Origin of the sequence: Winogradskyella eckloniae (genome assembly GCF_013249045.1) — a bacterium.
In the GTDB taxonomy this organism is placed as follows: domain Bacteria; phylum Bacteroidota; class Bacteroidia; order Flavobacteriales; family Flavobacteriaceae; genus Winogradskyella; species Winogradskyella eckloniae.
The window spans coordinates 607,165-623,588 of record NZ_JABRWP010000001.1 but is presented as its reverse complement, the minus strand read 5'-3'; the positions used below and the strand labels follow the sequence as shown (position 1 = coordinate 623,588).

General features: G+C 34.7%; 9 protein-coding genes. 7 read left to right on the top strand and 2 right to left on the bottom strand.

What is annotated here, in order from left to right:
- Positions 1-173: 173 nt before the first annotated feature.
- The 4 genes from HNV08_RS02735 to HNV08_RS02720 all read left to right on the top strand — a co-directional run bounded on the left by HNV08_RS02735 (position 174) and on the right by HNV08_RS02720 (position 6,096).
- Positions 174-2,123, top strand: coding sequence for a histidine kinase dimerization/phosphoacceptor domain -containing protein (locus HNV08_RS02735; protein ID WP_173279568.1), 1,950 nt, complete (start codon positions 174-176; stop codon positions 2,121-2,123).
- 98 nt (positions 2,124-2,221) lie between these two features.
- Positions 2,222-2,914 carry a LytR/AlgR family response regulator transcription factor gene (locus HNV08_RS02730; protein ID WP_173279567.1) on the top strand — a complete coding sequence of 231 codons (693 nt, stop codon included), beginning with the start codon at positions 2,222-2,224 and terminating at the stop codon, positions 2,912-2,914.
- Positions 2,915-3,061: 147 nt separating this feature from the next.
- Positions 3,062-4,384, top strand: coding sequence for a hypothetical protein (locus HNV08_RS02725; RefSeq protein WP_173279566.1), 1,323 nt, complete (start codon positions 3,062-3,064; stop codon positions 4,382-4,384).
- 638 nt (positions 4,385-5,022) lie between these two features.
- The gene (locus HNV08_RS02720) at positions 5,023-6,096 is read left to right on the top strand and encodes a tail fiber protein (protein ID WP_173279565.1); all 1,074 of its coding nucleotides are present in this window, start codon (positions 5,023-5,025) and stop codon (positions 6,094-6,096) included.
- 70 nt (positions 6,097-6,166) lie between these two features.
- Here HNV08_RS02720 and HNV08_RS02715 read toward each other — a convergent pair whose 3' ends face one another.
- On the bottom strand, positions 6,167-7,012 hold the full coding sequence (locus HNV08_RS02715; RefSeq protein WP_317170195.1) for an aldehyde dehydrogenase family protein: 846 nt from the start codon (positions 7,010-7,012) through the stop codon (positions 6,167-6,169).
- A 316-nt stretch (positions 7,013-7,328) separates the two neighbouring features.
- On the opposite strand from HNV08_RS02715, the gene HNV08_RS02710 reads away from it, so the two are divergent.
- On the top strand, positions 7,329-11,267 hold the full coding sequence (locus HNV08_RS02710) for a tail fiber domain-containing protein (protein ID WP_173279563.1): 3,939 nt from the start codon (positions 7,329-7,331) through the stop codon (positions 11,265-11,267).
- 116 nt (positions 11,268-11,383) lie between these two features.
- Here the strand turns inward: HNV08_RS02710 and HNV08_RS02705 are convergent, their stop codons facing one another.
- The gene (locus tag HNV08_RS02705) at positions 11,384-12,796 is read right to left on the bottom strand and encodes an aldehyde dehydrogenase family protein (RefSeq protein ID WP_173279562.1); all 1,413 of its coding nucleotides are present in this window, start codon (positions 12,794-12,796) and stop codon (positions 11,384-11,386) included.
- Between the two features lie 276 nt (positions 12,797-13,072).
- On the opposite strand from HNV08_RS02705, the gene HNV08_RS02700 reads away from it, so the two are divergent.
- Positions 13,073-13,333, top strand: coding sequence for a hypothetical protein (locus tag HNV08_RS02700; protein WP_173279561.1), 261 nt, complete (start codon positions 13,073-13,075; stop codon positions 13,331-13,333).
- Positions 13,334-13,556: 223 nt separating this feature from the next.
- Positions 13,557-16,424: a DNA polymerase I gene (gene polA / locus HNV08_RS02695; protein ID WP_173279560.1), complete on the top strand. Its 2,868-nt coding sequence runs from the start codon at positions 13,557-13,559 to the stop codon at positions 16,422-16,424.

Here is a 16,424-nt window from a genome sequence, read left to right as displayed (position 1 = left end):
ACTTCTACATATCTTATGAAAGTGTTAAAGGTTACTCTAAATATTTCTGCCAGAATTCGATCGTGGTTACGATAAATTCAAATTTATAATACCTCTGAATAAGAACAACATTTCATTGAACAAAAGAAAATAGGTATATTGTAGATACCAAACCAAAAAATACGCTTAATATTTTGAAGTTCTATTCCCTTTTTTTCCTGTTATGCTTTTCTACCTTAGTATATGCTCAATATTCCACTGACAAACAAAAAATAATTGACTCCTTAGTTAACATTGTTGATACTTATGATGATGATTTTGAAAAAATAAGAGTGCTTACCAGTAATGCAGGTAAGCTTCGATACTCTAAAGATACACGTGTTTTAATTGATAAGGCCATTGAGATTTCTAAAGCTAACAATGACAATAAACAATTTGCAAACTCATATTACTCATTAGGAAATTACTTTTATTACAACAGTCAATTAGATTCTTCAGATTATTATTTAGACAAATCCATTACGCATATTAACGATGCAACCATGCCTTTTTTACGTGCTACGAGTTTAATGACTAAAAGCGGTATTTACAAAAAACAAGGCAACATTCCTTTAGCACTTGCTACTGCATTAAATTCAAAAAAAGCATTAGATAAGATTGACACCTTAAACCTAGATGAATCCCAACGACGAAAGTTTAACGGTGAAAGCTGTGTACTCAATAATTTATTAGCAAATTTTTACAATCAAATGAAGGAATTTGATAAAGCTTCGATTTATTATGATAACGCTTACCAAGGGGCAATTGCTTTAAAATCTTATGTAAATGCAGGCATTATTATCTCAAATAAAGGGGAAATGCTATTAAATCAAGGGGATAACCAAAAGGCCTTAGATCATTTTGAAGAAGGAAAGATATTTAAAGAAAAAGGGAAAGCTCCTATACGCTCTTTAATGAATTCGTCATTGAATATAGGCAACGCTCATTCTAAATTAAAAAATTACGACGAAGCTTTAACCAACCTGTATGAAGCGCATAACTACTATGAAAAGGCTGCTATTTCTGAAAATTTGACGATTGCAAAAAATTATCTTGGCAACCTTTTTATTGAAACAGAAAATTACGACTTAGCCATTAAGAATTGTAATGAAGCCAAGGACATTGCCTTAAAAATCGGAAATATAGAATTAACCTCCGAAGCATGTGAATGCCTTGCTAAAGCTTATAAAGCAACTGGAAAATACAATTTAGCATTAGAAAACTACGAACTATACACAAAGGCTAATGATTCTATTTTTAATGCTAATAACATTAAGAAACAAACACAGCAAGAAATGCAGTACGAGTTTAATAAAACAGAAGAACTCAATGCTGTAGCACTTCAAGCCAAAGAAAAACAAAGCAAGCTATATTCTTACTTGGCTGCATTAGGCTTATTGTTGGTTTTAGTTTTGAGTTTCTTCTTTTACAAAAATAAAAAGCAGAGCAATAAACTTTCTAAACAGAAAAAATTGTTGGAAGCATCGGTAGACGAAAAAAATATATTATTAAAAGAAACACATCATCGTGTAAAAAACAGTTTTCAGATTGTGTCTAGTTTATTGTATTTACAATCTGAAAACGTAGAAGATAAAGAAGCCAAAATTGCTATAAAAGAAGCCGAAAACAGAGTCCGCTCTATGGTTTTAATACATCAAAGATTATACAACAAAGACGAATTGATTGGAATAAACACCAAAGATTATTTTAATGATTTGGTCACTGATATTTTTGAAAGTCATCAGTTCAAATCTCAACCTATTTCTTACGAACTTGACATTGAACCTTTGGTTTTAGACATTGAAACTACAACACCGATAGGACTAATTTTAAACGAACTAATTGTCAATACGCTTAAACATGCCTTTGATGAAGTCACTGAAGAAAGTAAAATAATTATAAAGTTCTATAAAGATGCTGAGAACCTAATCCTCAACGTAATTGATAATGGCAAAGGATTTGAAGGTGAAATAAAAAATACATCATTTGGAATTACATTGATGAAAGCCTTATCAAAAAAGCTAAAAGCATCCTTAAATTATCAGTCCGAAATACAGAAAGGCACTATAGCCACATTAAAAATAACGAAATACAACTTACTTTAACAAAAAGAAACATTCACTAAAAAAAATATCATACTCACTAAAAAAAAGGAATATTAGCATATCGAATCTCTAATTTAAATTTTTAAAATAATTATAATTTGAAATCCCTTAACATATATATTGTTGAAGACGAACCATTAATTGCATCTACAATTGAGGTAGCTTTACGTAAACAAGGTTTTTATGCTATTGGAGATGCTGAAGATTTTACTACTGCGCTGCGCGACATAGAATTGCTAAAACCCGATTTAATACTCATTGATATTCAACTCCATGGTGAAAAGGATGGTGTGGATCTCGCTACAGAATTAGATAAAAAGAACTTACCTTATATGTTTCTTTCTTCCCAAACGGATCCCAATACTATTGACCGCGTAAAGCAGGTAAATCCATTAGGCTATATTGTTAAACCATTTACAGAAACAAGTCTAAGAACAAATATTGAACTCGCTTGGCATAATTACAGTGAGTCAAAGCAACATTTTATTATTATTAAACACGAAGGCCGATTACATCGTATAAATCAAAATTCTATTAGCTACTTAAAAGCCTTTGACAATTACTGCTATATCATTACAAAAACAAAAACATATTTAGTACCGCATACTTTAAAGCACATTTCAGAGCAACTAAAAGGCGACAACTTTATAAAAGCACACCGTTCTTACGTGGTAAATTTAAACCACATTATAAGTATCGAAAAAAACACAATTACACTTAATAACGACAGTATTCCTGTAAGTGCTTCTCAAAAAAGTTTAGTGGTAAGTAAAGTGAAATCTTATAAATAAGACTTAACAGTGTTCACTAAATAAAAATGCGAACTCACTAAAAAAACGCTTCCATATATAGTTATAAAAATAGCTTTACACAGCTATTAATTACAGATATACTATCTACCATTTATAGATTGTAATCTGTCCTAAAATTCAACTAAAATGAAAGTATGTATTTATGCAATCGCGTTTCTGTTTATGGTATCATTAAATGCACAAGATGCTGTAGATTTCACAAAAAAAGGACGAGATTGGTACGTGAGTAAGTCCACAGGTTCAGGTAAACTTGGCACAAAAGAACAACCTGCAAAAGACTTAGGTAATATTATCTACTTATTAAAACCAAACGATATTATTCATATTGCAGAAGGCGTTTATATGAGCAAAGGTAAACGTGGGTCAGACGAAATAAATGTTCCTGTTCAAATTTATGGCGGTTATGATGTTACGTTTACAAAACGTGCGCCTTGGACAGACCATAAAACGATTTTTACAGGCACTAACGATTACAAAAAACTAACAACGCCTCGTCTTTATATTCGTACAGACCAACAACGCTCTAAAAACGGACAATTGGCAGAAGGTGGACTAATTGTGGTCGATGGCATTATTGTAGACAATGGACCTAGAAATCGTTATCATCATGATAAGGACTTAGCCATACGCAGAAAAGCAAGCCCAAAGAGCCAACAAAATCCATCACCAGAATCTGGTGGTATTGTTGTTGTGGCAAGTCACTATATGAATGTTGGTGTGCAAAACTGTGTCGTTATGAACACAGCACCAACAGAAGGCGCCATTTCCGTACGCGTAAAAAAAGGAGGAAAAGGTTACATTCGCAATAATTTATCAATAAATAACACAGGTTATGGTATCCATGCGCGCACAGGATATGTTGGCAATGACCCTAAATTAGTTCCGCAATTCGTCATTAGTAATAACACGTCTTTATTTAATTGGAAACACGATCCTGTTGCCTCATATGGAGGAAACGCTTTGGCTTTAGATAAAGAATTAACTGCCACTATAACCAATAATGTTTTTGGTTTTGGACACTTTGGTGGCATTTACAATAAAGGTGCAAATATTGTGCTAAGTAATAACCTCTTCACAGGAAACTCAAAGTACGATTACAAAGAGATAAATGACGAAATGATTGTAGATGATATTGTGGACGAAGCCGAACGTATAGATGCAAGCTCAACAGGAAATAGCACTGCTCTACTGCAAATTTCGGTAGCTGAACGTTGGGCAAAAATTTATGGAAATCGTAAGGAACTCAGTAGAGAAGCCGTTGACGCCTCTGTAAGTGCCGCCAACTCGGGTGCAAATCAATTGCGAGGCATGCTAGGCCTTAATCTTCAAGGCAATACTACTACAATGGATGCAGAAATATTTTTACCACGTCTTCAGATTGAAGAAGCCATACCTGTAGGACTTAAAAACTGGAATGGCATAGGCTGTGCAACACCTAGGTATCAATAATAAAGTATAAAGCATCGTTGTTTTAAGAACTTGGCGTCTATTTGATTCACTTTCATCTGATCTGTAAATATTAGATTAAAAAAACAAAAGGTAAAGCCAAAACTAAAACTTACATTTGAGTCCATGTGCCAAAAAGAACTTCAGAGAAACACAAAACTTATATTTTTGAAAATGACTACTCAAAAAACACCAAAGAATTCATAATTAATAATGTCCAAGGTAAATTAATACGTGTAATCGCAAGAGGAAAATCAATAGGAAACACGTGTAAATAAGAGCTAAAAACCAAAAGTGTTGAATATAATATTTGTTCTTTTAATATCTATTTTAGAATCATTTTTCAGTAAAATTTATTAACACCTTACCTATCTCAAAGATCTTATACTCTATATAAAAATGAGTGCATTTCAACTGGTGTACAAAGTATCCTTATATTTTATTCACTAAAAAGCTTATATACACGGTTATAATGTATTCACTAAAGAAAAAAAACCATTCACTAAAAAACAATTACTAAAACAATGGTTTTAAACTAGTTTTACTCAGCTATTAATCAGTCATTACGCTTTAAACACAACTTCTCTACAAAATATTTGGCTTAAGTTGGCTTGAAGCAGACATCTCAAAACATATTAGTTATGAACGTTATAAACCTACGTATCAGCTTGTTGTTTTCCTTTATTATTTTTACAGTAAATGCGCAAGTGGGTATAGGCACAACAAGTCCAGATAATTCATCCATTTTAGAAATCCAATCTTCAGAAAAAGGCGTATTAATTCCTAGAATGACTGCTTTAGAACGCCTTTCTATTAGTGCACCCATTGCTGATGGATTAATTGTTTATCAAACCGATGATGTTAAAGGTTTTTATTTTTACGATGCATCGCTTAGTACCTGGGACAGAATGTTAAAGCAAACTAAAGATGCGATACCAACTGGAGCTATATTTGCTTTTCCAATGGCCACTCCTCCTGCAAGCTATTTAGTTTGTGATGGCAGTGCCATTAGTAGAACTACATATTCTGAATTATTTACTGTTTTGGGCACCACGTATGGAGCAGGAGATGGCAGTACAACTTTCAATTTACCCGACTATAGAGGTAAATTCTTAAGAGGCTTAGATAATGGTTCTGGCAACGATCCTGATGCAGCATCAAGACAAGATCGAGGTGACGGTACTACAGGTGATAATGTTGGCACAACGCAAGATGGAGAAATAAAAAGTCATCTACATCAAATAGATGCTCCAAGCACTACCTCAAGCTCTGATGGCAGTCACTCTCACAGTACCTACAGCACTAATACCTCAACCAACAATGGAGGCAGTCATTCACATAACACAAACCCTAGGTCAACGTCTACAAATACAGCAGGAAGTCACAACCATTCTGTTAGAGGAGAACAAGAAAGCATTGCAACTAATAGTTTTGGAACTCATAGTGATTTTATAGTCGATAATTATGGAGACAGTGGACCAGGTTCTTTCAACACCTCAACCTCAGGGAATCATTACCACCAGGTTAACATACCTTCTTTATCTACGAATACAACTGGTAATCACAATCATACAGTCACTATACCTTCGCTAAATACGAATTCTGCAAGTGATCATACTCATATAACAGATATACCTGTTTTTGATTCTACCACAGCAGGATCATTAGAGACTAGACCCATTAATACTTCAGTCGTCTATTGTATAAAATTTTAATAATTGTTTGAAATCAAACGATTATGTTTTGAGGAAAAAGCCGCTGTAGGGAGCGGCTTTTTTTCTTTTACTAAAACCACTTAACCGTAATCCTAGCTAACTTCTCTTTAAAACTAGTGTAAGGCGGAAACAACAATTCTGTAACACCAAACGTGTGTTGTTTTAAAACCGATCGTTCATTACTGAATGCTTTAAAACCAAAAAATCCATGACTTTTACCAATACCACTATTATTTATACCTCCAAACGGTAAATTGTGATTTGCATAATGCAACACACTATTATTAATACAAGTCCCACCAGCTCTTGTGTTATTCATTATTTTCTTAATATTGACTTTACTTTTACTATAAATGTAAAGTGCTAAGGGTCTCGATTTTGAATTGATATATGCAATTGCCATATCTAAACTCTCATAAGTTACAATAGGTAAAGTAGGCACAAAAACCTCCTCGTTTAGCAATTTTGCTTCAGGTTTTAAATCTGAAATGATAGTAGGCTCTATATATTTAGTAGTGTTTTCTGTTTCGCCTCCAACTTCAAATTTCGCTTCAAGTGTTTTTGCATTTTCGAGATAAGCGGTTAATCTTTCAAAGTGCTTATCTGTGACAATTCTTCCATAAGAATCTGATGCTTTCGGATTATCTTCATAGTACGTTTTAAGCCATTTTTTACAAGACTCAATAAATTCTACTTTCACACTTTTATCAATCAACACATAGTCTGGAGAGACACAAATTTGACCACAATTCAAGAATTTTGCCCAAATTATTTTCTTTGCCGTTTTATCAATATTTGCTGTTTTATCTACAATAGTAGGCGACTTCCCTCCCAACTCTAAGGTTACAGAAGCCAAATGTTTAGATGCTGCTGACATTACAATTTTACCCACTTGTGGTGAACCTGTAAAAAAGATATGATTAAAAGGTAATTTTAATAATTCAGTAGAAACCTCATCTATACGGCCAATTTAAGCAATAGAACACTTACGCTCTTTAAAAATGAGCATACTTAGGTTTGTGTAAACGAATAGGCACTAAAAAGTTAATAATCACGGTTAAAATGTATTCACTAAAGAAAAAAAACCGTTCACTAAAAAAAAATACTAAAACAACCGTTTTGGGCTAGCTTTACTCAGCTACTAATCAGTCATTACGCTTTAAAAAAACAACTTCTCTACAAATGATATGCCTTAAGTTGATTTGAAGCAGACAACTCAAAACATAGTAATTATGAACGTTATAAACCTACGTATCAGCTTATTATTTTCTATTATTATTTTTAACGTAAATGCCCAAGTGGGTATTGGCAATACGAATCCGCAAGCTACACTCGACATTGAAGCAACGAGCACCACAAGTCCTGCTAACAATGATGGTATTTTAATCCCTCGCATGAGTACTTTTCCGTCTTCACCAGCAGCCGCACAAGATGGAATGCTTATTTTTTACACGGGTACAGGAGCCGATGGTAAAGGCTTTTATTATTGGGATCAAACAACAACGAGTTGGATAAAAATAGCCTCAGGTGGTAAAAATACTTTAGACCAAGCTTATGATGAAGGTGGTCCTGGAGCAGGTAATACCATCACAGCAACAGATGGTGCTTTAACTATAAATGGAGAAGATGGGCTTTTAATAACCGGTACGTTTGGTTCTGGTGAAACAATTACAGCTACAGGTGCGGGAACAAGACTATTTTTCAATCCAAGAAAGGCAGCATTTAGAGCAGGTACAACTCTTGGAGGCTATTGGGATAATGGAAATATTGGTAATTACTCTGTTGCAATGGGAAGAAGTGTTCTAGCTAGAGGTGAAAATAGTGTAGCAATTGGTGAATCTGTGCAAGCTACTGGTGAAAACTCCACAGCTTTTGGACTAGGTTCAGTAGCTTCGGGAGATTACTCTCTTGTTTTTGGCACTAACAATACAGCATTTGGTGTAGGTTCAACATCTTTTGGACAATCCTCCGAGGCATCAGGTAACGGATCAACAGCCTTTGGATTAACTACAGAAGCATCAGGTATAAGAAGTACAGCTTTTGGCGAAGCAACAAATGCTATAGGAGAAAACTCATTAGCCTTTGGAGATCGTAGTGATGCCATTGGTAATGAATCTACTGCTTTTGGACGTAATACTAATGCTGATGGAAATCAATCTACTGCTTTTGGTTTAGGTACAAATGCTATTGGAAACCAATCTACTGCTTTTGGACTAACTACAAATGCATTAGGAATATATTCTACCGCTTTTGGACACGATAATACTGCATCTTCCTATGCTGAAACAACATTAGGCTCTTATGCTTCAGAATATACTCCTGTTGCCGTAAATACGTTTAATAATTCTGACCGCATATTTACCATAGGTAATGGTTCAAGCACAGCAAATCGCAGCAACGCCTTAACTGTATATAAAAGTGGTTTGATAAACATTAATGATGAATATAATATGCCATTGACAGATGGAACTGCAAACCAGGTTATGACCACAGACGGAGGAGGAACTGTAACTTGGCAAACACCTGCATCATTTACAGATACTGACAACCAACAAATAGATGTACTAAACCTCAATGGTACAACCTTAGAAATTTCCTTACAAGATGATGGGGTTGCTACACAAACGCTTAATCTAGGTAGTTTGTCAGGGGATTTTGATTGGGGAAGAGTGTCTGGAGGCAATACATTTCCTGCTACAACACTTTCTCAAGAAATTCATCATCTTGGTAATGTTTCTATTGGCTCTACTAATACAATGATTAATGGATTACAAAGTCAATTTTTAATAGAAACAGACAATCTCATATCTTCTGGAATATCAAATATTAATGGAGGTTCTGGACTTGCTATTAATCTCAGCGGAAATAATAATATAACTGGTACTTCATCTGCCTTGGAAGTAAATAATAGCGCTACGGGAAATCGAGATAAAGTAAACATAAAAGGTAATTTTACAGGCAGTGGTGCTGGAATGATTGGACTTGAAAATACTTTTAGCACCACATCAGATTATGTCTCTGAAACAGGGGTTTTAAACAATTTAGTGAGCAATCTAATTCCTGGAACATTTACCACAGGAGAAAAAACAGGAGTTAGAAATAATATAATAGGCGTTACAGCAGGTGAAAAAACAGGAGTTTACAATTTAATTGGTTCCACTACACCTAGTGCAACGCTAACCAATGGAATCCAATATGGCGTTAAAAACATATTTACTTCTCGAACGGGACATAGCAATAAATATGGAGTTTATACAGAAATTGCAGAGACAGCAGGAGGTATTCACTATGGTTCGTATGCAGACGTAAGAAAAACGTCTGGTTTTGCTGCTTTTTTTATAGGACGTACCTCATTAGGCGCTTCATCATCTAATAGATATATTATGCCACTCTCAGATGGCACCTTTGGTCAGGTAATGACTACAAATGGAGGAGGAACTGTAACTTGGCAAACTCCTACAACATTTACAGATACTGATGACCAGACCATAAACACTTTTAGTTTCAATAACGCTACAAACATACTTTCTCTAGAAATTGAAAACGACGGAATCGCTGCACAAACTGTGAACCTTTCATCTTTAGTAGAAACTGATGAAATAGATTGGTATGAAGAAAACACAACAACAAAACCCAATGCTATTACAGATGACATTTACACACAAGGTAATGTCGCTATTGGTAAAACAACAGCTGATTATCGTTTAGATATAGAAAATACTTCTGCGGCAGCAACTCGAGGTGTAAACATTCTTAAAACAGATAACAACAGTAATGAAACTAGTGGATTATATGTTTCTAAAACAGGTAATGGAACAGGAAGAAGTCATGGGATATTTACAGAAGTAATTGGTACTGGAACAGGACAAAAGTACGGACTCTTTAATAGAATCACATCTACAACCTCTGGCAATCAATATGGCGTTCGAAATTTTTTAAGTGGAGCAACATCTGCTTGGCAGTTTGGTACATTTAATAATCTAGATAATAGTGCCACTGGTAACCAATATGGTGTCTATAATGGTATGCGTGGTGCTTCTGCATCAAATATATATGGCGTCTATAACGAATTTGAACGTGCCTACTCTGGTATTGATGATATTGTAGGCGTTCGGAATAGATTTTCAAACGGAACTCCTGGAACATCTGGTATGATGGGTGTTTGGACGGATTTCTTATCATCTGCTAACGGTAATTATTATGGATCAAGAAATGAATTCCAGGCAGCAGCAACAGGAAATGGCAATAAATATGGAACTTATAATCAAATTAGTTCATCTGCTGGTGGAACACATTACGGTACCTACAATAATGTTAATACCAACAATGGATGGGCAGGTTATTTTATTGGAAAAAATTATATTTCTGATCGACTAAGTATCGGCGAATTAAATAACGAAGATGGTAGAATCAGTATTTTAAATAATAGTGGATCTACAAACCCTGCACATATTCAACTTACTGAAACAAGTGCCAATGATGGACCTAGAATTCAATTTGCAAATGCAAGTGAAACTACAAATGAATGGACACTCTTTGGAAGAGCAGACAATACAATCAGTGATAGCTCTTTTAACTTTTTTCACACAACCACAGGAAATATCTTAGAAATAAAAGGAGATGGAGACGTTGAAGTAAATGGTAATTTAGGTGTAAATGTAAACAATCCAAATCATGCCGTACACCTACCAAATAATGCCTTTAATAATGTGGGTACGGGTCTTGCCTATGCTTGGGATACCTATAGCGATCGCAGAATTAAATCAGAATTTAAATCTATTGATAATGCGCTAGATTTATTAACCCAAACAAAACCTCAGCGTTATATACAACATAACTCTAGTTTTAAAGATGGCAAGCTTTCTGTAGAAGCAACAGGCACAAAAACACTTGGTTTTATAGCACAAGAATTATTTAAGGTGTTACCAGAAGCAGTAAATAAACCAAAAGACGAAAACGCTCAACTTTGGTCTGTAGATTATAATAAAGTAGTACCTGTAGCCATAAAAGCGATACAAGAACTTAATGACAAAAATAATGCATTAAAAGAAACAGTATTACAACTAGAAGCTCAACTTTCTAAGTATGAAAATTTAGAAGCCAGACTTTTAGCATTAGAGAAAAAGAGTAATACTAGTACAACTACGACCGTAAGTGCGGCAAAAAAATAAATAACTGAAATAATAATTAAATAAAAGTCTAATTATTATGTTTTTGAGCCTGACTACGCCATGGCTATGTCAGATAATAGAAAAAGCCGCTGTAGGGAGCGGCTTTTTTTCTTTTACTAAAACCACTTAACCGTAATCCTAGCCAACTTCTCTTTAAAACTAGTGTAAGGCGGAAATAACAATTCTGTAACACCAAACGTGTATTGTTTTAAAACCGATCGTTCATTACTGAATGCTTTAAAACCAAAAAATCCATGACTTTTACCAATACCGCTATTATTTATACCTCCAAACGGTAAATTGTGATTTGCATAATGCAACACATTATTATTAATACAAGTCCCACCAGCTCTTGTGTTATTCATTATTTTCTTAATATTGACTTTACTTTTACTATAAATGTAAAGTGCTAACGGTCTCGATTTTGAATTGATATATGCAATTGCCATATCTAAACTCTCATAAGTTACAATAGGCAAAATAGGCCCAAAAATCTCCTCGTTTAGCAATTTTGCTTCAGGTTTTAAATCTGAAATGATAGTAGGTTCTATATATTTAGAAGTGTTTTCTGTTTCGCCTCCAACTTCAAATTTCGCTTCAAGTGTTTTTGCATTTTCGAGATAAGCGTTTAATCTTTCAAAGTGCTTATCTGTGACAATTCTTCCATAAGAATCTGATGCTTTTGGATTATCTTCATAGTACGTTTTAAGCCATTTTTTACAAGACTCAATAAATTCTACTTTCACACTTTTATCAATCAACACATAATCTGGAGACACACATATTTGACCTGTGTTCAAAAACTTTGCCCACATTATTTTCTTTGCCGCTTTATCAATATTTGCTGTTTTATCTACAATAGTAGGCGACTTCCCTCCCAACTCTAAGGTTACTGAAGCCAAATGTTTAGATGCTGCTGACATTACAATTTTACCCACTTGTGGTGAACCTGTAAAAAAGATATGATTAAAAGGTAATTTTAATAATTCAGTAGAAACCTCAACTTCGCCTTCTACTAAAGCCACCTCATCTTCAGTAAAAACGTCTACCACTATTTTAGCCATTAACGCTGAAGAATTCGGTGTCATTTCCGAAGGTTTTATTATCGCAGTATTTCCGGCAGCAATGGCAGACACTAATGGCCCAAACGTAAGATTAAAAGGGAAATTCCATGGCGAAATTATTAAACAAACACCTTTGGGCTCATATTTAATATAAGCACTAGAACCCAACATGGATAAAGGTGTATCTACCTTTTGTTTTTTCATCCACTGCTTTAAATGTCGCTTTGCAAATTTAATATCACCATTAATGGCAAAGATTTCTGTAAGTTCCGTTTCTACGACAGCTTTGCCCAAATCTTTATATAAAGCATCTTGAATTTGTGTCCTGAACGTAACCGTAATTGCTTGCTGTAGTCTATTTAACAGCTTTAGTCTTTCTTTGTAGGTTCTGTTTCCAATATTAAACTGATTCTGTTGTTGTTTAGCAAACAAATTAAAATAGGGATTATGTCTATATTCCTTCATATTATATCAGCATTTATTGGTCTTAAGGGCTTTTTCTGTGTATTTCATCGATGCTAATAAAAACACCGTGTATTTCGGCTTATAAAGTTAAACATTCGTCTGTAAAATTACGACTTTTAAAGGGCTAACAACCCATAACGTGTCGTTTAACGATGATTTTTACATGCTATTACCTGTTATCTAATTATCGACCTGTTTCATCCAAAAATTTTAAGCAGCATAGGAATGTTCAGTTTCTTTGACCCGAAGTTAAAACAAACGCAACTTCAACAAATTATGAAAAAAGGTTTAGTCATCATATTATTTTTAACAATGTCTTTAGCAGGTTTTGCTCAAAAAGATGTTGTTACAAATGTAAAAACTGAACTTACCGAAACAGTTAAAGCCGATAAGGTAGAAGCTAAAACTATTAGCATTTCTGCTGAAGTAAAAGCGCAAGTATTAAAACTGAATCGTAAAAAAAGTAATGAAATTATTAGTATTAAAGCTTACAGAAAAAGTCTTCAAATTAAACTTAAAACAGTAAAGCTTTGTTAAAATTGAATTAAGACGCTATTAACTATATTTTATTAAAAAGACCGAAACTTATGTTTCGGCTTTTTTTTGTTTATTATTTGATAAATCATTCTTTCATTTCAAGTCTTAAGTTTTGTAATTTGCAGACTGTCCGTTCGAGCGCAGTCGAGAACTCTATTTTTTCATTATAAGAAACCTTTTCAACTGCACTCTAGGCAACATTATATTAAAACTTTACTCCAATATGTCAGACCAAAAACGTCTCTTTCTAGTAGATGCCTACGCGCTTATTTTCCGTGGCTATTACGCTTTTATAAAAAACCCAAGAATAAACTCTAAAGGCGAAGATACCTCAGCTATTATGGGTTTTATGAATTCCCTTTTAGATGTTATAAAACGTGAGCGACCAGACCATTTAGCCGTTTGTTTTGATAAAGGCGGAAGCGCAGACCGTGTAGAACTATTTGAAGACTACAAAGCCAACAGAGATGAAACACCAGAAGGTATTAAAACTGCGGTGCCGTACATTTACGAAATTCTAAAAGCCATGCATATCCCAATTATGGTTAAAGAAGGCTACGAAGCAGATGATGTTATTGGTACTTTGGCAAAAAAAGCCGAAAAAGAAGGTTATAAAACCTTTATGGTTACGCCAGACAAGGATTTTGCGCAGTTAGTGTCTGAAAACATTTTTATGTACAGACCTGTTTTTGGAGGTGGTTATGAAACTTGGGGAATACCAGAAGTTCAGAAAAAATTTGAAGTTACAGACCCTTTGCAAGTCATAGATTATTTAGGCATGATGGGAGACGCTTCTGATAACATTCCTGGTTTACCTGGCGTTGGCGAAAAAACAGCCAAGAAATTTTTAGCCGCTTATGGCTCTATGGAAAACCTTTTTGCCAATTCGCATGAGTTAAAAGGAAAAATGAAAGAGAAAGTGGAAGCGAACCAAGAACTCGGTTTACTGTCTAAAAAACTAGCCACGATAATGCTCGATGTGCCTGTAGAATTCGATGCTAAAGATTTTGAAATGTCAGAACCAGATATTCCAAAGGTTACTGAAATTTTTCAAGAATTAGAATTTAGACGTTTAATTGATAATTTTACAAAAACTTTTGCTGCTGAAAATAACACAGCTCCAACTACAGACAGTCAACAGACTTCAAGTTCAACCTCGAGTAGCAATTCAGCGTCGCGCTCGTCTTCAAGTTCAACGGCTGGCGAAGGTCAGTTTTCATTGTTTGGAGGTGGTGGTTCTAATGAAACAGATACTGAAACAAGTTCAGCATCTTCGAGAAAAACCGCAGCAACCGCATCGCACTTTTACCAAAGTGTAGCCTCTGGTATGGCCACCAAATTGTTTGTAAAAAACGTAATGAATCAAACCTCTGTTTGTTTTGATACTGAAACCACAGGACTCAATCCCTTAACCGCAGAATTGGTTGGTATTGCATTTTCATGGGAAGTTGGTAAAGGGTTTTACGTACCATTTCCTGAAGATAAAACCGAAGCACAAGCCCTTATTGAAATCTTAAGACCATTCTTTGAAGCTGAACACATTCAGAAAATTGGTCAGAATTTAAAATACGATATTAAAGTCTTAGCGAAATACAATATTAAGGTTAAAGGCAAATTGTTCGATACCATGTTAGCGCATTATCTCATAAATCCAGATATGCGTCATAATATGGATATTTTGGCTGAAACTTACCTCAACTACACACCAATTTCTATTACCGAACTCATTGGTAAAAAAGGCAAGAATCAACTCTCAATGCGCGAGGTGCCATTAGAAAAGCAAACGGAATATGCGGTTGAAGATGCAGACATTACGCTTCAACTTAAGGAACATTTTGAAAAAGAATTGGGCGAAGCCAACACTCAAAAATTATTTAATGATATCGAAATTCCTCTAGTACGTGTACTTGCTGCAATGGAATTAGAAGGTATTAATCTCGATGTATCGTTTTTAAATGCCTTAGCCGACGATTTAAATAAAGATATTGAAACCTTAGTAGACAAAATATATGAGGTTGCAGGCGAAGAATTTAATATTGCGTCGCCAAAACAATTAGGTATCATCTTGTTTGAAAAACTAAAACTGGTAGACAAACCTAAAAAGACGAAAACCGGACAATATAAAACAGGTGAAGATATATTATCGGCTTTAGCCAAAGAACACGAGATTATTAGAAATATTTTAGAATATCGTGGTCTTGCCAAACTAAAAAGTACCTATGTAGATGCCTTACCGTTACAGGTTGAAGCAGCAACTGGCCGAGTGCACACTGATTATATGCAAACTGTAGCAGCAACTGGTCGTTTAAGTAGTAATAATCCTAACTTACAAAATATTCCAATCCGTACAGAACGTGGTCGCCAAGTGCGAAAAGCGTTTATACCAAGAAACGAAGATTACACCTTACTCGCAGCCGATTATTCTCAAATAGAACTGCGTATTATTGCGGCTCTAAGTAAGGAAGAAACCATGATTGAGGCTTTTAAAAATGGTGAAGATATACACGCTTCAACAGCAGCCAAAGTTTTTGGAGTACCAATAGAATCAGTCACAAGAGAACAACGTAGCAATGCCAAAACGATAAACTTTGGAATTGTTTATGGTGTGTCTGCCTTTGGACTCAGCAACCAAACCAATTTATCACGTGGCGAAGCCAAAGAACTGATAGACACCTATTACGAAACCTATCCAAAACTAAAACAATATATAAGCGAGCAAGTCGATTTTGCAAGAGATCATGGTTACGTCTCTACCATTTTGGGTCGTCGTCGTTATTTAAAAGACATCAACTCTCGTAATGCAGTAGTTAGAGGCGCTGCAGAACGAAATGCTGTAAATGCACCAATCCAAGGAAGCGCAGCAGATATTATTAAAATAGCCATGATTAATATTTTTAATAAGCTAGAAGCTGGAAATTATAAATCTAAAATGCTCTTACAAGTGCATGATGAATTGGTGTTTGATATCTACAAACCAGAATTAGAAGCATTAACCACATTAATTAAAACCGAAATGGAAAATGCTTTTAAAATGGAAGTTCCTCTAGATGTTGAGGTTGATACTGGTTTGAATTGGTTGGAGGCGCATTAA

Coding starts and splice junctions, on each gene's coding strand:
- HNV08_RS02725 (WP_173279566.1), top strand. CDS start 3,062: ATGAAAGTATGTATTTATGCAATCGCGTTTCTGTTTATGGTATCATTA.
- HNV08_RS02720 (WP_173279565.1), top strand. CDS start 5,023: ATGAACGTTATAAACCTACGTATCAGCTTGTTGTTTTCCTTTATTATT.
- HNV08_RS02710 (WP_173279563.1), top strand. CDS start 7,329: ATGAACGTTATAAACCTACGTATCAGCTTATTATTTTCTATTATTATT.
- HNV08_RS02705 (WP_173279562.1), bottom strand. CDS start 12,796: ATGAAGGAATATAGACATAATCCCTATTTTAATTTGTTTGCTAAACAA.
- HNV08_RS02700 (WP_173279561.1), top strand. CDS start 13,073: ATGAAAAAAGGTTTAGTCATCATATTATTTTTAACAATGTCTTTAGCA.
- polA (WP_173279560.1), top strand. CDS start 13,557: ATGTCAGACCAAAAACGTCTCTTTCTAGTAGATGCCTACGCGCTTATT.